General features: G+C 46.4%; 17 protein-coding genes. 11 read left to right on the top strand and 6 right to left on the bottom strand.

Translation table 11 applies throughout. The features are described from left to right. Nucleotides 1–68 precede the first annotated feature (68 nt). Nucleotides 69–2,009 carry a cation:proton antiporter gene (locus MHZ92_RS05315; protein WP_239430547.1) on the top strand — a complete coding sequence of 647 codons (1,941 nt, stop codon included), beginning with the start codon at nt 69–71 and terminating at the stop codon, nt 2,007–2,009. A gap of 76 nt (nt 2,010–2,085) precedes the next feature. Beyond that, the gene (locus tag MHZ92_RS05310; RefSeq protein ID WP_239430546.1) at nt 2,086–2,649 is read left to right on the top strand and encodes an NADPH-dependent FMN reductase; all 564 of its coding nucleotides are present in this window, start codon (nt 2,086–2,088) and stop codon (nt 2,647–2,649) included. Here MHZ92_RS05310 and MHZ92_RS21570 read toward each other — a convergent pair. Further along, nucleotides 2,591–3,301 (bottom strand): hypothetical protein, encoded by a 711-nt coding sequence (locus MHZ92_RS21570; protein ID WP_370644625.1) that lies wholly within the window; start codon nt 3,299–3,301, stop codon nt 2,591–2,593. The genes MHZ92_RS05310 and MHZ92_RS21570 overlap by 59 nt on opposite strands. Nucleotides 3,302–3,384: 83 nt before the next feature. Here MHZ92_RS21570 and MHZ92_RS05305 point away from each other — a divergent pair, with 83 nt between their 5' ends. The 5 genes from MHZ92_RS05305 to MHZ92_RS05285 all read left to right on the top strand — a co-directional run bounded on the left by MHZ92_RS05305 (nt 3,385) and on the right by MHZ92_RS05285 (nt 8,107). After that, entirely contained in the window at nt 3,385–5,550 is a 2,166-nt protein-coding gene (locus MHZ92_RS05305; RefSeq protein WP_239430545.1) for a DNA topoisomerase III, read from the top strand. 146 nt (nt 5,551–5,696) lie between these two features. Further along, complete coding sequence (locus tag MHZ92_RS05300) at nt 5,697–6,296, top strand: hypothetical protein (protein ID WP_239430544.1); 600 nt, start codon at nt 5,697–5,699, stop codon at nt 6,294–6,296. A 125-nt stretch (nt 6,297–6,421) separates the two neighbouring features. Beyond that, entirely contained in the window at nt 6,422–6,850 is a 429-nt protein-coding gene (locus tag MHZ92_RS05295) for a GNAT family N-acetyltransferase (RefSeq protein ID WP_239430543.1), read from the top strand. 46 nt (nt 6,851–6,896) lie between these two features. After that, nucleotides 6,897–7,385, top strand: coding sequence for a Cys-tRNA(Pro) deacylase (gene ybaK, locus MHZ92_RS05290; RefSeq protein ID WP_239430542.1), 489 nt, complete (start codon nt 6,897–6,899; stop codon nt 7,383–7,385). An 83-nt stretch (nt 7,386–7,468) separates the two neighbouring features. Further along, nucleotides 7,469–8,107: a YczE/YyaS/YitT family protein gene (locus MHZ92_RS05285; protein WP_239430541.1), complete on the top strand. Its 639-nt coding sequence runs from the start codon at nt 7,469–7,471 to the stop codon at nt 8,105–8,107. A gap of 51 nt (nt 8,108–8,158) precedes the next feature. Here MHZ92_RS05285 and MHZ92_RS05280 read toward each other — a convergent pair whose 3' ends face one another. Continuing rightward, nucleotides 8,159–8,890 carry a class I SAM-dependent methyltransferase gene (locus MHZ92_RS05280; protein WP_239430540.1) on the bottom strand — a complete coding sequence of 244 codons (732 nt, stop codon included), beginning with the start codon at nt 8,888–8,890 and terminating at the stop codon, nt 8,159–8,161. Nucleotides 8,891–9,074: 184 nt separating this feature from the next. Between MHZ92_RS05280 and MHZ92_RS05275 the strand changes: the two genes are divergently transcribed. The 3 genes from MHZ92_RS05275 (at nt 9,075) to MHZ92_RS05265 (ending at nt 11,995) form a co-directional block, all read left to right on the top strand. Continuing rightward, nucleotides 9,075–10,124, top strand: a complete 1,050-nt coding sequence (locus tag MHZ92_RS05275) for a nucleotide kinase (RefSeq protein WP_239430539.1) — start codon at nt 9,075–9,077, stop codon at nt 10,122–10,124. A gap of 63 nt (nt 10,125–10,187) precedes the next feature. Further along, the gene (locus tag MHZ92_RS05270) at nt 10,188–11,378 is read left to right on the top strand and encodes a glycine C-acetyltransferase (RefSeq protein ID WP_239430538.1); all 1,191 of its coding nucleotides are present in this window, start codon (nt 10,188–10,190) and stop codon (nt 11,376–11,378) included. Between the two features lie 302 nt (nt 11,379–11,680). Then, complete coding sequence (locus MHZ92_RS05265) at nt 11,681–11,995, top strand: DUF6958 family protein (RefSeq protein ID WP_239430537.1); 315 nt, start codon at nt 11,681–11,683, stop codon at nt 11,993–11,995. 67 nt (nt 11,996–12,062) lie between these two features. Here MHZ92_RS05265 and MHZ92_RS05260 read toward each other — a convergent pair whose 3' ends face one another. Both MHZ92_RS05260 and MHZ92_RS05255 read right to left on the bottom strand, forming a co-directional pair. Then, nucleotides 12,063–12,233, bottom strand: a complete 171-nt coding sequence (locus MHZ92_RS05260; protein ID WP_239430536.1) for a hypothetical protein — start codon at nt 12,231–12,233, stop codon at nt 12,063–12,065. 17 nt (nt 12,234–12,250) lie between these two features. Next, nucleotides 12,251–12,892: a hypothetical protein gene (locus MHZ92_RS05255; RefSeq protein WP_239430535.1), complete on the bottom strand. Its 642-nt coding sequence runs from the start codon at nt 12,890–12,892 to the stop codon at nt 12,251–12,253. A 191-nt stretch (nt 12,893–13,083) separates the two neighbouring features. Here MHZ92_RS05255 and MHZ92_RS05250 point away from each other — a divergent pair, with 191 nt between their 5' ends. After that, a complete protein-coding gene (locus MHZ92_RS05250; protein ID WP_239430534.1) occupies nt 13,084–14,028 on the top strand; it encodes an L-threonine 3-dehydrogenase in 945 nt (314 codons plus the stop codon). Nucleotides 14,029–14,219: 191 nt separating this feature from the next. On the opposite strand, the gene MHZ92_RS05245 is transcribed toward MHZ92_RS05250, so the two are convergent. Beyond that, a complete protein-coding gene (locus MHZ92_RS05245) occupies nt 14,220–15,575 on the bottom strand; it encodes a YjiH family protein (protein ID WP_239430533.1) in 1,356 nt (451 codons plus the stop codon). Nucleotides 15,576–15,748: 173 nt separating this feature from the next. Beyond that, nucleotides 15,749–16,432, bottom strand: a complete 684-nt coding sequence (bshB2, locus tag MHZ92_RS05240; RefSeq protein WP_239430532.1) for a bacillithiol biosynthesis deacetylase BshB2 — start codon at nt 16,430–16,432, stop codon at nt 15,749–15,751. Nucleotides 16,433–16,458: the final 26 nt, after the last annotated feature.

Raw genomic sequence — 16,458 nt, 5'->3', positions numbered from 1 at the left:
AAATGGGTGGATTGAAAAAAGAAATGTGATAAACTAGCACTTATTCTTAAGGAAACGGGGTGCTTCCATTGTTCGATTCTTTATTGTTCGACTTAATGCTTGTCATTGTCATCGGAATGCTTTCACAATGGATTGCATGGAAATATCGAATGCCTGCCATCGTCGTCATGGCGTTGGCGGGATTGCTCGTAGGACCGGTATTCGGCTTGATCAACCCACAGGAAAGCTTGGGGGACCTGTTCGGGCCGATCATATCGTTTGCAGTCGCCATCATCCTTTTTGAAGGAAGCTTGAACTTGGACGTCAGGGAAATCAAAGGGTTTGGCAAGCCGGTCGGAAGGATTGTTACGATAGGAGCATTCATTGCCTGGATTGCCGGGTCTCTTGCAGCGCATTATCTGGCGGGCTTGTCATGGGAGGTCGCATTTATTATCGGAGGGCTGTTCATAGTCACCGGCCCGACAGTGATTTTGCCGTTATTGCGACAGGCGAGACTGAAACCGCGTACTGCCGCCATTTTGAAATGGGAAGGGATTGTCGTCGACCCATTCGGTGCGCTGCTCGCCGTATTTGCATTTGAATTTATTAAATTCATCAATAGTGAAGCCACGTTAAAGGCGCTATTGCTCTTCTTTGCTGCATCCGCCTTTGCTGTCCTTCTCGGATGGGCTGCTGCAGTTATCATTGGGAACGCATTCGAGCGAGGGAGCATCCCTGAGTTTTTGAAGGCGCCGATTCTATTTGTCGTTGTCCTGTTCGCCTTTGTTTTGGCGGATGAAATTATGCATGAGACGGGTTTATTGGCCGTCACTGCGATGGGGATGAAAATGGCGAATATGCGATTGACGACGTTGAATGATGTGCGCCATTTCAAGGAGAACATTTCCGTGCTGCTCATCTCGGGCATTTTCGTCATGCTCACAGCGTCGCTCGATCCGAAAATTCTACTAGAAATCTTCAACCCTACAATCATGGCGTATGTAGCAGCTATGCTCTTTGGCGTCAGGCCATTGTCCATTTGGATAGCTACGATCGGGACAGATTTGAATATACGAGAGAAACTGTTGATTGGCTGGATTGCACCGAGAGGGATTGTGGCGCTTACGGTATCGGGTTATTTTGCCACGATCTTGCTCGAAAACGGCTATAAAGATGCGGAACTGCTCACCGCTTTAACGTTTGCACTCGTCCTTGCGACGGTTGTGCTCCATGGATTTTCAATCGGTTTCATTGCGAGAAAGCTGAATTTAACGACCGCCGATGAATCGGGTGTCGCCATTATCGGGGGAACCCGCTTTGCTGCAGAATTGGCGCAATCGATCAAGGCTACAGGAAATGCAGTTCTATTGATCGATCAGTCATGGGCAGCGCTAGCGGATGCAAGAAGACGCGGGCTGGATACCTATGTAGGGGATATTTTATCGGAGCAGGTCGATTACCATATCGATTTGACGCCATATCGGTATATGCTGGCGATGACAAAGATGGATATGTACAATGCGCATGTTTGCGCGGATTTTACGCCGGATCTTGGACGGGATCATTTATTCCAAACCGCTTACCACGTCGGAAAAGATGTGGAAGTATTGACTTTTACAGGCGGGAAGACGCTATTCTCACCTTCCATTTCGATTTATAGCTTGGAGGAACGGATGCTTGCCGGCCACGTCATCCGTAAGACGCTTATTACGAAGCAATATAGCTACACACAATATTTGCGTGAGCGTGATGATAAATCCATTTTGCTTTATATTCTGCGTGCTGATGGGAGTATTGAGTTTTTCACACCGACTGTTGAATTACAGGCGAGTGCAGGGGATACAATCGTTACGCTGACATCTCCAGCAAAGACGATTGAGCGAGTCAAGGAACGTTTGGAAGAGGAAAATGGGGATACGGAAATTCCTTATGAAAAACTGGAAGAGATGTTCACAGAAGATTCCTCCCAAGGCAAGCGGAACATTCCAGGATCTGCTCCGATGTCTAACGGGGACTCTACTTCCGGATAAGCTCGTTTTAAGGTAATGGGGACATCTGTTATGGTACGATGGTCTTTGTAGAAACAGCTTTTGAGGAGGATGACCAGTGAAAGTTTTGTTTGTGGACGGGACCATTATCGGCAGCAAAACGGGCGCCGTACTTGATACGGTAGAGGAATACTTAAAAGAGGCAAGTGCGGATTTCCAAATTGCACGAATGAATTTAGCGGACTATGATCACCAATTTGTGGACGGACGTCCGTCAGAACAATATAACGCAGACATGCAGGAAATGGTGCGGAAATTTGAAGCGGCAGATGCCTACATCATTGCAACGCCTATCTTTCAAGGCTCCATTCCAGGTGTGCTGAAAAATGCATTTGATATGCTGCATCCCCATGCGATGCGTTACAAACCGGTTTCAATGGTAGCAAATGGGGGCACATATCAGCATCATCTCGTCGCCGAATTTCAGCTGAAGCCGATTTTGGATTATTTCCGCTGTCTTGTTACACCGAATTTCGTTTATACCCATTCAGGCCATTTCGACCAAGATAACCGCATCATCGATGAAGATGTACATAACCGGTTACGTGAATTGGCGAGAGTGTTTACGAAATATACAGAAATGAGCAAAGATCTCTGCAAGGATGCATTAGACTCGCATTGATAGATAGTAGGGGCTGTCCAGAAAGTCGAAAATGACTTTCTGTGGCAGCTTTTTTTTGTGGATGATGTATCGCGTCCAAAGTGAGGGGGCGGGCGTCCAAAGTGAGAGGTGCCGCGTCCAAAGTGAGGGGTGCCGCGTCCAAAGCGAGGGGTCGCGCGTCCAAAGTAAGGGGTCCCACGCCCGAAGCCAGCCGCTCCGCGCCCGAAGTAAGCCACCCCACGCCTGAAGCAAGCCATCCCGCGCCCGAAGCGATCCGCCCCGCGCCCGAAGTAAGCCGCCCCACGCCTGAAGCAAGCCATCCCGCGCCCGAAGCGATCCGCCCCGCGCCCGAAGTAAGCCGCCCCACGCCTGAAGCAAGCTGTCCCGCGCCCGAAGCGATCCGCTTCGCGCCTGAAGCCAGCCGCCCCGCGCCCGAAGCAAGCCATCCCGCGCCCGAAGCGATCCGCCCCGCGCCCGAAGCAAGCTGCCCCGCGCTCAAAGTGAGCCGTCTCGCGCTCAAAGCAAGTCGCCCTGCGCTCAAAGTGAGCCGTCTCACGCTCAAAGCAAGTCGCTCCGCGCTCAAAGCGAGCTGCCCCGCGCTCAAAGTCAGCCATTCCGCGCTCAAAGCGAGCCGCCCTGCGCTCAAAGCAAGACCTTCCAAGTCCAAAGCCATCCCTCCCATTAGTAATTTTCACCAAGAATGCATCGGAGGTCGTTCTCCTTTATAATCAAAGTAGGTAGAAAGGGGATTTTGTTATGTCCAAATCAGTAGTGTTGGCCGAAAAGCCTTCCGTTGCAAGAGATATTGCGCGGGTGCTCGGCTGTAATAAAAAAGGTAATGGCTTTTTGGAAGGCCAAAAATATATCGTCACGTGGGCGCTCGGCCATCTTGTGACACACGCCGATCCGGAAGGGTACGGCAATGAATATAAGGAATGGAAACTGGAACATTTGCCGATCATTCCGGATCCGTTCAAATTGACGCCGATCCGTCAGACGACGAAACAATACAACGCGGTGAAGGCACAGCTTCGACGGAATGATGTGAAAGATGTCATCATCGCGACGGATGCTGGACGTGAAGGTGAACTCGTCGCCCGCTGGATCTTAGAAATGGCGAAGAACCGTAAGCCCGTAAAAAGGCTTTGGATTTCATCAGTTACCGATAAAGCGATCAAAGATGGATTCAACAACTTAAAGGACGGCCGCCAATATGAAAACTTGTACGAGGCAGCGGTTGCCCGTGCGGAAGCGGACTGGGTAGTCGGCATTAACGCGACACGTGCGCTGACGGTGAAATATAACGCCCAATTATCGACGGGGCGTGTCCAGACCCCGACACTTGCGATGATTGCAGAGCGCGAACGGCAAATCCGTGAATTCAAGCCGAAATCGTATTACGGATTGCAGGCGTTGACGGAAACGGCAAGGTTCACATGGTCCGATAAGGCGGGCCAGACACAGTCATTCAATAAAGATGCGATCGAAAAACTGTTGACGAAGCTTGACGGGGTTCATTCCGGAAAGGTAATCGATGTGAAAACGACACCGAAGCAACAGCCGGCTCCCCATCTATTCGATTTGACGGAACTGCAGAAGGAAGCGCATCGACGTTGGTCGTGGTCTGCGAAAGAGACATTGTCGACACTGCAAAATCTATATGAACGACATAAAGCGGTGACGTATCCGCGGACTGATTCGAAGCATTTGACGTCTGATATGGCGGGTACTTTGAAAGAGCGTATCAAAGCGGTCGATATCGGACCATATCGGAAGTCGGTCAATGTATTATTGCGCTCGAATTCAGTCAAGCCGCAGAAGGGCGTCATTGATGATAAGCGCGTATCCGATCACCACGCAATCATCCCGACGGAGGAGACACCGATCTATCAAAACCTTTCCGACAAGGAGCAACGTTTATATGATTTGATTGTCAAACGTTTCCTTGCTGTCTTCTTCGGACCGTTCCGCTATGAGCAAGTGACTGCAGAACTTGACGTTGGCGGGGAGATGTTCAAGGCGAAAGGAAGAACGGTCACCGACGAAGGGTGGAAGGCTGTTTATTCCACAGAGGAGGAAGAGGAAGATACGGACAGGTTGCCGGCTTTCACGAAAGGTGCTGAAGTGAAAATCCGCGCCATCGTCATGACGGAAGGGCAAACAAAACCGCCGGCGCGTTTCAATGAAGGAACATTGCTTGCGGCAATGGAAAACCCTGCACAGTTCATGGCGGGGGAATCAAAAGACCTGATTAAAACGCTTGGCGATACAGGCGGCCTTGGAACTGTTGCGACACGCGCTGACATCATCGAAAAGTTGTTTAGTTCATTCGTCATCGAGAAGAGAGGGAATGACATCTTCACGACTTCAAAAGGCAGGCAGCTGCTTGAACTTGTACCGGAAGATTTGAAATCTCCTGCTTTAACCGCTGAATGGGAGCAAAGCTTGACGAAAATCGCCAACGGCAAAATGAAAAAAGAGGCTTTCATGAAAGAGATGATCGACTTCTCGAAGAAGACCGTTAAGGAAATTAAGACTGACGAGAAGAAGTTCAAACACGATAATGTGACAGGAAAAATGTGCCCGGATTGCGGAAAGCCATTGCTTGAAGTGAATGGAAAGCGCGGTAAAATGCTCGTCTGCCAAGACCGGGAATGCGGTCATCGTCGCAACGTCTCCCAATTGACGAATGCGCGATGCCCGAACTGTAAGAAGAAGCTTGAATTGCGCGGAGAAGGGGACGGAAGAATCTTCGTCTGTAAATGTGGCCACCGCGAAAAGCTATCTGCCTTTGAAAAGCGACGCGCGCAATCCGGCGGTAAAAAGGCGGACAAACGTGACGTTCAGAAGTATATGAAGAAGCAGGAAGAGCCGGTGAACACGGCAATGGCGGATGCGTTGAAAAAACTGTTCGATAAGTGATCGGTGTACGGAAATGGGTAAAAATACCCAGTCAAAAATACCTTTTGAATAATCAGACTTTGAACCTTTCGCAGGATGTTTCCGTAAGCAAATACTGGATATAATACACATAATTGAAAGTGGACATGTATCGGGAGGTGAGTGACATGAATGCCATCATGACGGTCGCATCCGCTGCCGACCAAATGCAACGGTATGACGCAGTGAGACGCCGAAATGCAGAACAAGCTTATCATCGCCAGGCAGATTATAATGGGCGGAATCAAAAAATGCTCGAAGATCTGGAAGCGTTGCTGACCGGGAAAAAGGAGCCGGACGCGGGACAGGAAACCCGGGAGTTCAAGAAACTGGACGCCGGTCAAGTGAAGCAGATCGCCCTTCCTCTCGGGAAGACGCTGGAAGAAACGATTGACGCGTGGCGGGATGTCCGAAGGGAAGCGATCTCGGAACCGGAGCCGACGACCGCGGATCATCAGCTAGCGGCAACCGCTTCTGCCAAAATTATGGAAACGGAAGCGAGGCTCGCCCTCCAAAAGCGTGAGCAATCCCAATTGGAAGCTGCAGCGAATCGTGAAACGATGGAAGCGTTCAAAGTGGCATCCATGGATCTCCCAAACGATGTAGAACGGGAAATATTGTTAGAACAGAAACGATTTGCAAAAGCAATTTCCGCATATTCGATCCAAATAGAAGCAAAACGGATTGGGTTTATTGCAGAATGGCCGAATTATAATAAAACTGCTTAATATGCTTTACAAGTATCCGGTGAATGTCGTCCATTTTAAATGGGCGTAATTATGCGGAGGGTAATTGTTTTGGGAGGTCGCCAGTTGATGGCGGCCTTTTTAATTCATAAAAGGGGTAGAGGACTATGAAAGTAAGAAGTGCATGCTCGAGCGACATCCCTCAAATGGCCATATTAATGAGCCAACTGGGCTATCCAACTTCAATTGAACAGATGACAACCCGATTTGAAAAAATAAGTGCGGAACCCTCTTATCATACATTGGTCATTGAAGATGAAGGAAATGTGGTAGGCATGTCTGGTTTATGTACAGGCATTTTTTACGAGTCAGATGGGATATATGTTCGAATTGTTGCCTTTGTGGTAGATGATACGTATCGCAATAAAGGTATTGGCAAGCTTTTATTGGCGGCATCTGAAGAGTGGGCAAGGAGTAAAGGGGCAGTTGGGATTGTGGTGAATAGCGGAAATCGTCCAGAACGTATGGCGGCGCATGCTTTCTATAAGGCGATGGGATATCGGGAGAAAAGTACAGGTTTTGCAAAGCAAGTTTAATTTATATGTAATAAGAGTAATCTTTGGGAAGTGGATGTGAGTAGATTTGGCGAAGAGGAAATCGGTAAAGACAAACGCAGTGCGGCTATTGGAAAATGAGCAAGTGCCATATGAGTTGATGGAATATGATATCCAGGATGGACAATTGGACGGCGTATCGGTCGCTGAAAAGACGGGGCAGGCGGCGGAATCCGTATATAAGACGCTCGTGACGATTGCGGGACCGCGGGAGTTATTTGTCTTCATTATCCCGGTCGCACAGGAGCTCGATCTGAAGAAAGCTGCGAAGGCAGCGGGTGTGAAAAAAATAGATATGCTGCCGTTAAAAGATCTGACAGCAATGACAGGGTACGTCCGTGGCGGCTGCTCTGCAATTGGCATGAAGAAGAAATATCCGACAGTCATAGACGCTTCAGCCGAACAGCTGGAGCGCATTATCGTCAGTGCAGGAAAGCCTGGTTTGCAAATGAAGTTGTCTCCGGTTGATCTTGCCCGTGTCGCCGAAGCGTCTTTCATCGACATCATCAAAGACTAATCGCTTATTTCAAGGCTACCTGCTACAATAGGACAATCATAGAACTAGCTATTCACTGGAGTAGTATGGAGAGAAGAGTATAAATGAAAAAGATTGTAGTATGGAGATGGATTTTCTTCCTTGTTGGCGTCATGATTTTATCGCTCGGAATTTCAATGACGATTAAAGGCCAACGCCTCGGCGTCGGGCCGTGGGACGTCCTACATATCGGACTGTACCGGAACTTCGGGCTGACGATCGGGACATGGGGCATCATCACCGGTTTTATTATCATCACAGCGACTGCCGTCGTGCTGAAGCAATGGCCAAAGGTAGGCACTTGGTTGAACATGATCCTGACCGGTCTCTTTATCGATTTGTTCAACTGGTTGCTGCCTGAATTCAGTTCGATGACGGGACAAGTGATCATCTTCACGCTTGGTGTCGCTGTCATGGCTTACGGCGTCGGTATTTACGTCGCACCGAATATCGGTGCAGGTCCCCGCGATAGCCTCATGCTTATCTTCGTTGAAAAATTCGGCATCAGTGTGAAAGTCGTGCGGACGACGATTGAGGTGATTGTTGCCTTTACAGGATGGTTATTAGGCGGTCCCGTCGGAATCGGCACAGTCATCATCGCGTTGCTCATCGGCCAATTCGTCCACTATGCATTGCCGCAATGTCGTAAACTACTATTGAGAATTATCGGTGAGGAAGACGACCAGGTTTTATATCTTAAATAAATGACTACGTAAAGTAGGGAAACTCCAATTATCAGGGTTTCCCTTTGTTGTTTATTTTTCAGAAGAAATGAGTAAGAACATTGGTCTTCGGAGTTCATCTTTCATATTGGGGATACCCTTTAACATTTCTTCAGAAGGGATCGGTTCCTTGACTTCCTTAATAATAAACCCTGCATTAATAAGGTCATTCATATAGGTCGAAAATGTCTTATGATATTTAACAACATTCTCCGTTAGGAATGTTGTTTCCCGCAAACCTTCTGACTGGTAATGATCAACTGCCCAATGTAGGCGGTTCCCTTCATCATCGTAATGCCAATCTTGTTCGTTCCGGGAAGTGAAAATTGGATGTTCAACTGAAAATACGAAAGATCCCCCAGGTTTTAAACAATGATAAACTTTTTTACAGATTGCTTCAAAGGACTCTATATAGTGAAAAGCTAACGAACTAATGACAACATCAAATTGCGATTCTGAAAAAGATATGTCTTCAATTGCCATGTTAATGTACGTAATTGCAGAGTCATCCGCCATTTCACGAGCTTTTTGAAGCATTTTCTTTGAAAGATCTACCCCGATGACAGAACTGGCTTGCTGTTCACGAGCATAACGGCAATGCCAGCCGAAGCCACAGCCTAAATCGAGTACATCTTTATGTTGCAGGTTAGGTATCATTTCTCTTAAAATATGCCATTCTCCCGCACTATCAAGTCCGTTAATTGAACGTGGCATCTTTTCATACGCTGAAAAGAAATTGAGATCATCATATTTATTTTGTTTCATTTTACAACTCCTTCCGACCTATTCATCAAAATAATAATATCTATTATCGCACAATTAATATTTAAAAAATTGAAAGCACAGGCAGACAAGCCGTGCTTTTTTTTATGGGCTGGGCATATGGTAAATAAGCAAGTAGTCTAAAAAGGAAAGGATGGTCATCATATACGGGACAATAACGGAATACATGGGGACAGCCTATACGGGGCGAGGAATTGCGCACAAATACGATACTTTGATTGCCACCGCTCAAAAGACAGTTTTTCTAAAAGCGCCGCCTTCAAATGCATTATCCGATGTATTGAATGATGCGGCAGCTCACTTTATCAAAAGGGGATTCGATGTGGATCGCTTCAACAATCCTGTCGATCCTGACAATACGGACGCTATCTTTGTAAGGGACCTCGATTTATTCATCCTCCAAGCGTCCCACCCTGTTTCGCTCGAGCCGGCCGAACTTGGCGGCCGCCATCACGTCATCAGCTTCTATGATGCGTTTGACGAAGGAAAACTGCAAGCCCGTTCGACCGAAATGACAGCTTTTGTGGAAGAATCAAACAAAGTGCTATTAAAAATGATGAACGCCATGTCGGATGCCTTGCGCATTCATGATGATTGGGAGCAAGTGAACATTGCCAGAATGATGTGGATGGAACATGAGCAGCTCATCGAATCATTGAAGAAGGAACTTTTCGGCAGTATGAACTTGCATAAGAAATCAACCGTATCGCATCGGATCGCGGGGTCGTTAAGTCCAGGCGGATCCCGCGATTTCCTTCCTTCGATTACGAGCCGTATGAAAAGGAGAATCCTCATGAAAGGATTATCCGGAACAGGGAAATCGACGATGTTAAAAAAGCTTGGTAAAGAAGCGGAACGACGGGGGATTGATGTGCTGTACGGGTGGTGCGGCCTCGATCCGACGAGCGTCGATCTTTTGTTATTGCCTGAATTGTCGGTATGCCTGTTCGATGCGACACAGCCGCATGAATACGATCCGGAAAGCCCGTTGGATGAAATTCTCGATCTCGTTTCGCTCTGTATGGAAGACGCGGAGGCGGAAGAGAAGATTGGCGAAATCAGTAGTATGTACAAAGAAAAAATCATGGATGCAACAGGATATATGCATGCATATGCGCAGAGTGAGAACTGGCTTCGTGAAGTCATGGATCAAGCAATTGTTAGGAAGACATTTGAGGAAAAGACGCGACAACTTTCGAAATGGATCGACCTGTGATAGGGAACTTCCGCGCCCTATATGCTAAAATGGGGGCATCACCTGTTTGAAAGGAAGATCGATTTGTCAAAAGTTCTCGACGCTTTTTTACAAGAAAATTTACAGGAACTGCGCGACCAAGGCCTCTACAATGTAATTGAGCCTGTAGAAGGTCCGAACGGTCCAAAAATTAAAATCAACGGAAAAGAATTGATCAATCTATCCTCAAATAACTATTTAGGTCTTGCAACGGACGAAGATTTGAAAAAACTCGCGATTGCAGCGACGGAAAAATACGGTGTCGGAGCAGGAGCTGTCCGGACAATCAACGGAACGCTCGACATCCATATTGAGCTGGAGAAGAAACTTGCTGAGTTCAAAGGGACGGAAGCGGCAATTTCTTACCAATCCGGCTTTAACTGCAATATGGCGGCGATTTCTGCGGTCATGAATAAACAGGACGCTATACTTTCGGATGAATTGAACCACGCTTCGATCATCGACGGCTGCCGTCTCTCTGGTGCGAAAATCATCCGAGTGAAGCACCAGGACATGGACGATTTGCGTGCGAAAGCGAAAGAGGCGAAAGAATCCGGACAATATGGCAAACTTATGTATATTACGGATGGCGTCTTTTCAATGGATGGCAATATTGCGAAGCTCCCTGAAATTGTGGAGATTGCCAAAGAATTCGACTTGATTACCTATGTCGATGATGCGCACGGATCCGGCGTAACCGGAAAAGGGAAAGGGACTGTGAAGCATTTCGGCCTTGAAAAAGAGATCGACTTCCAAATCGGAACGCTATCGAAAGCGATTGGTGTCGTCGGCGGTTATGTTGCAGGGAAGCAGGAATTGATCGACTGGTTAAAAGTGCGATCCCGTCCGTTTTTATTCTCAACAGCATTGCCTGCAGGGGATGTCGCTGCAATCATGGGCGCGCTCGACAAAATCATGGAGTCCACCGAGCTGTATGATAAGTTATGGGAGAATGGAAACTACTTGAAAAAAGGCTTGAAACAATTGGGCTTTAACATAGGTGTGTCCGAAACGCCGATTACGCCATGCATTATCGGTGACGAGAAGTTGACGCAGCAATTCTCGAAACGGCTGATCGAAGAAGGCGTCTATGCCAAATCAATCGTCTTCCCGACAGTTCCGAAGGGCAAAGGGCGCGTACGGAATATGCCGATCGCTTCCCATACGAAGGAAATGCTCGACGAAGCGCTCGCAATCTATGAAAAAGTTGGAAAAGAGCTTGGCGTTATTTCATAAGGTGAAGCTTCAATCAGTAGGGTTTTCCACTGATTAGCTGAACAAAGGCTAAGTTCGCAACGTCCTGTTGCAACGCCTTCGTGACCTGCATCCTGCAGGCCCGAACCAATCGGGCATTTACTGGCTGTTGATCCCCCACAAATGATTATTGAATCTACGGTAATTCTTGAAGTGGGGGTCCTACAGCCAGTTAATGCGGGATAAAAGTAAAGGAAAACTGTCGAACCAGCGAGAAAAATCGCCGGTGCGGCAGTTTTTTTAGTATAAGAGGATTAAAACGAGTTACAAAGGGTAATAGATAAATGGTAATACACGATGAAAAGGTGGAGCGTATGCGATATAACGATAGCGTCCAACTTTTACAATCGAACGGGAAAGCCGGAGCAACGATTGTAAAGTTCAGATATGAAAAAATCAAAAAAGTGATGCTTATGATCATTCGTGAAGCAGGCATCATTTCATTCGAGGAACTGTCGAACAGGACATTGAGAAGATTGACGCCGTTCGATGGGAATAACTCGTGGTATATGGAAGCAATTGTGACGGATCTTGAAGCGAGAGGCCAGTTGGAATGCCCGATGCACAACGGCCAATTATTCGTAAAGGTTGCAAGCTGACCAGTTTGAAATCGAAAACCCATCTTCTTTTTGAGATGGGTTTTCTTCGTGCGATCTAGTTTTTATTTTATTTCGTCGGCAAGTGTATTTGTTTGGCAACTTCATCGTGGAAGACGGTCGTCAGTTCTCCGTTCGGAAGTTCAATGTCGTATTGTGTCCGTTCATTCGGCCGTATTTCGACGATTAAACCGCGTCTTCCATCCTTCAATTCAACGAAAGCCTCTTCCATAAAGTCCAATTTCCACACCTCCTTCTTCAAAAAACTCCTTTCGCCATTCTCTTCAACATATGATACAAGACATAGCGCTGCATACCGACCGCATTCTTTGTCGCCAATGCGGATTCAGTTTGGAATACGTCTTCCTGTCCTTGCTTCAAGGCCATGATCGCTTTCATTGAATGAACCATCCACGGCGTCCGCAATTTTGATAAATACTCGGAAGCTTTCTCTTTATTGTTATTCATTGTATACCCGATTCCCGCATAATAATCACGGTAGATAGTGGTCGTCATCGTTTGAGATGCTTCAATTAACTTTCTCCAATCCTTTTGGAACACTAGCAGATTGGCATTATATGTATCTTGTACTTCCGCGTGAGGGTAGGACCTCAATATTTTTTTCAATGAATCAATAATTTCTTGATCCGTTCCATGAGCGAGTGCATAAGCATAGCTGAAAATCGGTTTCTTTTTATGATTGGCCAAATATCGGTCAATCAGTTTCAAACTTTTCGATTTGTAAATGATATAAAATGGGTAGCCCATCGTCAAAATGAAAGTAAATGCCAAAATAATCGTAAAAACGAGCCAAGTCGACACACCGGCCCTGAATAAAACGGTCGCCAGCAAGGCACTTAGCAAAACGATAAAAATAAAATTAGTATATTTACTGAACATCATACACCTCAACGTTTTTTCTATAGTATAACAGAAAAATAAGGAGAAAATTATGATAAGGGAATAATAGCTGTTGTGTTTTACAGAAAGACATAATATAATCGTTTTGTATTGATATAAACGAGTTTGTTTATTTTGTTAAAAATATTGTCCTTCCCATAAATACATATGACCTTTAGGAGGAGTCAGGATTGAAAAAAATCATGGTGACTGGTGCACTTGGCCAGATCGGTTCTGAATTGATTGGCAAACTGCAACAGGAATACGGCGAAGAGAATGTATTATCGACAGATATCCGTCAACCGCAAGAACCAGTTGCGGGGCCATTTGCTGTCCTCGATGTGACGGATGGCAAGAAGATGCATGATGTAGCGAAGGATTTTGGTGCAGACACGATCATGCATATGGCGGCGCTTTTATCTGCCAAAGCCGAAGAAAACCCGTTATTTGCGTGGAACCTCAACATGGGGGGCCTCATGAATGCGCTTGAAGTGGCGCGTGAACTGAACATGCATTTTTTCACTCCTAGCTCAATCGGGGCATTCGGCCCTTCGACTCCGAAGATGAACACGCCACAAGATACACTGCAACGACCGACGACGATGTATGGCGTCAATAAAGTTTCGGGCGAGTTGCTATGCGACTATTATTACCACCGATTCGGCGTTGACACCCGCGGCGTGCGCTTCCCGGGATTAATATCGTATGTGGCGCAACCAGGCGGTGGTACGACCGATTATGCAGTGGATATTTATTATAAAGCGATTACAGAAGGAAAATATGAGTCGTTCATCGCAACGGGTACGTATATGGATATGATGTATATGCCTGATGCTTTGCAGGCGATCGTCGACTTGATGGAAGCAGATCCAGCAAAATTGATCCATCGTAATGCCTTCAACGTGACTGCGATGAGCTTCGAACCGGAGGAGATTGCAGCATCCATTCGCAAGCATATCCCAGATTTTGAAATGTCGTATAACGTCGATCCGGTCCGACAAGCGATTGCCGACAGCTGGCCCGATTATATCGACCCTTCCGCAGCTGTGGAGGAATGGGGTTTCCGGACGACCTATGACTTGGATGCGATGACAGCAGATATGTTGGAGAAATTAAGAATTAAATTGAAAGCATGAAAAAAAGGCCGCTAATCCTGAAGATGGATTAGCGGCCTTTTAGTTTGATTGCTAAACACGCATAAAACTGTTGAAATACGCATAAAATTGGCGAGTCACGCATAAATCGATTTATATGTGCATAAACGGTTGGAAAAACGCATAAATCGCCAGAAACGCGCATAAATCTCAAAAATGACGTATAACATCAATTAAAACAATAAATGTGCAACGCCCGCAACGATCGGAAGCGCGATAAGTGTACGCAGTAGGAAAATTACGATCAAATCAAGGAAGTTGATAGGAATCTTCGTTCCGAGAATCAATCCGCCGACTTCAGACATGTAAATGAGTTGAACGACCGAAATCGTAGCAATCGTAAACAACGTAATTTGAGAAGTGATGACACCATCTGCCAAAATAACTGGCAGGAACATGTCCGCGAAACCGACGACCATCATTTGCGCGGCTTCTGCAGCTTCTGGAATGCCTAGCACAGTGAGGATTGGCTCGAACGGCTTCCCAAGGAATGTGAAAACGCCTGTGTATTCCGCCAAAATAAGAGCGATTGTACCGAATGCCATGACGACTGGCGTAACGCCAACCCACATATCGAGTACATTGCGCATGCCATCGGCAATATTTCTGATGATAGATCGGTTTTTGGAAGCAGTCTCCAATGCATTTTCCAAGCCATGACTGATAACATTATAGCCTTCAGGCAGCTTTTCCTCATCCCCGGTGAACTTACGTCCGTCGATATACTCAGACTTCTTGCCCCTCAGTGGATAAATGCGTGGCATGATGAACGCCAATATTAAGCCTGTCAAAACGACAGTTCCGTAATACGGAAGGAAATAGTTGGACATGCCGACTGTGTCGATAATGACGAGTGAAAACGTAATGGACACAACTGAAAACGTTGTCGCGATGTTTGCCGCTTCCTTTTGTGTATAAAAGCCATCTTCATATTGTCTGCTCGTTAACAGTACGCCAATCGTACCGTCACCGATCCATGACGTCAGTGCATCGATGGAAGAGCGTCCAGGCAGATGGAACAATGGACGCATCACTTTCACCATCATCGTACCGAAGAATTCCAATAGACCAAAGTTCAATAGAAGCGGCAATAGTAAGCCGGCAAATAAGAAAATCGTGAATAAAAATGAAACGAGACCATCAGGCGAGAGCAACAAGCCACCTGTATTTTCACTCCAAATGAACTCAGGCCCGATTTTGAATGTAACCATGATGGCGAAAATCGCCCCGACAATTCGAGTAACGACCCAGAAAGGCGTCACTTTGAACAAACTTTCCAGAAGAGAAGGTTTTGAACTTGAACGCGGGATGAAAGAAAATAGTAACGATCCAAGCGCCGCGATTACAATAAAGATCATTGCTGTCATTGGCATGATAGGTTCCAGCCAGCCTGACAAAATATCCGCAAATTTTGCGATAGGAACTTTCCATTCTTCTCCGAACTTCAGAGGGATCATGAAAAGGATTATGCCGAGTATAGAGGGAACGAGAAAGAAAAACCATGTAGATAATGTATGTTGTTGTTTCATCTCTATTTTCTCCTTCATGTATAATTTATCATAGGTATTGCATATTTATACATACTATAGTGTTTTCCTCCTATTGTAAATACAATGGAAGAATGTTTTAGTTTTCAGTCTTTTATTTTACTAATAAAGAAACCCCGTTTGCAAGGCAAACGGGGTATGGCTATTTCTTTAAGTTATTCAAAATCTCTATCCCATCGGTATGTGTAAAACTTTTCTTCGTGTAGCCATTTTAATGCATCGGGGTCTTTCTCTGCCAATCTTTTTTCCATATCGCGCATCATCCAAACCGTTTGGGAAGCGTGCGCGTTTAACGTATTGAGCTTTTTTTGAGCAGCTCCTTCAACATTATGGAAGATGTCAGGTGCACCGATCGTTTCGGATGTATTGTTCGCGAATGCTATCGTATACAGTGTCGGGCGTTCGGATTCTTTCATCCTTCTGACGGCACGGACGACGGCGCGCCCTGTTGCGTCGTGGTCGGGATGTACGGAGAGTCCCGGGTAGAACGTAATAATGAGGGACGGATTCGTATCTTCAATCAAATCGGTTACGAGTTTGATCATTTTTTCGTCATCCTCAAATTCGATTGTCTTATCGCGTAAGCCCATCATTCGGAGGTCCGTAAGTCCCATCGCTGCTGCGGCGTTTAGCAATTCCTGTTTACGGATTTGGGGCAACGTTTCACGGTTCGCAAATGGGGGATTGCCGAGGTTCCGTCCCATTTCGCCGAGCGTTAGACAAGCATATGTAACGGGAACCCCCATTTCAATATATGTGGAAATCGTACCCGACACGCCGAAAGCTTCATCGTCCGGGTGTGGAAAAATGACGAGTACGTGGCGTTCTTTTTTTATCATCGAAAAGCCTCCTTCACAATCCAACA

It is taken from the genome of Sporosarcina sp. ACRSL, from assembly GCF_022346605.1.
Lineage (GTDB): Bacteria > Bacillota > Bacilli > Bacillales_A > Planococcaceae > Sporosarcina.
This window is presented reverse-complemented; position numbering and strand designations above follow the sequence as displayed.

Bases quoted from the DNA above. Each gene is read 5' to 3' on its own strand.
- MHZ92_RS21570 (WP_370644625.1), bottom strand. From the start codon at position 3,301: ATGGCTTTGGACTTGGAAGGTCTTGCTTTGAGCGCAGGGCGGCTCGCT.
- MHZ92_RS05305 (WP_239430545.1), top strand. From the start codon at position 3,385: ATGTCCAAATCAGTAGTGTTGGCCGAAAAGCCTTCCGTTGCAAGAGAT.
- MHZ92_RS05300 (WP_239430544.1), top strand. From the start codon at position 5,697: ATGAATGCCATCATGACGGTCGCATCCGCTGCCGACCAAATGCAACGG.
- MHZ92_RS05295 (WP_239430543.1), top strand. From the start codon at position 6,422: ATGAAAGTAAGAAGTGCATGCTCGAGCGACATCCCTCAAATGGCCATA.
- MHZ92_RS05285 (WP_239430541.1), top strand. From the start codon at position 7,469: ATGAAAAAGATTGTAGTATGGAGATGGATTTTCTTCCTTGTTGGCGTC.
- MHZ92_RS05280 (WP_239430540.1), bottom strand. From the start codon at position 8,890: ATGAAACAAAATAAATATGATGATCTCAATTTCTTTTCAGCGTATGAA.
- MHZ92_RS05275 (WP_239430539.1), top strand. From the start codon at position 9,075: ATGGGGACAGCCTATACGGGGCGAGGAATTGCGCACAAATACGATACT.
- MHZ92_RS05265 (WP_239430537.1), top strand. From the start codon at position 11,681: ATGGTAATACACGATGAAAAGGTGGAGCGTATGCGATATAACGATAGC.
- MHZ92_RS05255 (WP_239430535.1), bottom strand. From the start codon at position 12,892: ATGTTCAGTAAATATACTAATTTTATTTTTATCGTTTTGCTAAGTGCC.
- MHZ92_RS05245 (WP_239430533.1), bottom strand. From the start codon at position 15,575: ATGAAACAACAACATACATTATCTACATGGTTTTTCTTTCTCGTTCCC.
- bshB2 (WP_239430532.1), bottom strand. From the start codon at position 16,432: ATGATAAAAAAAGAACGCCACGTACTCGTCATTTTTCCACACCCGGAC.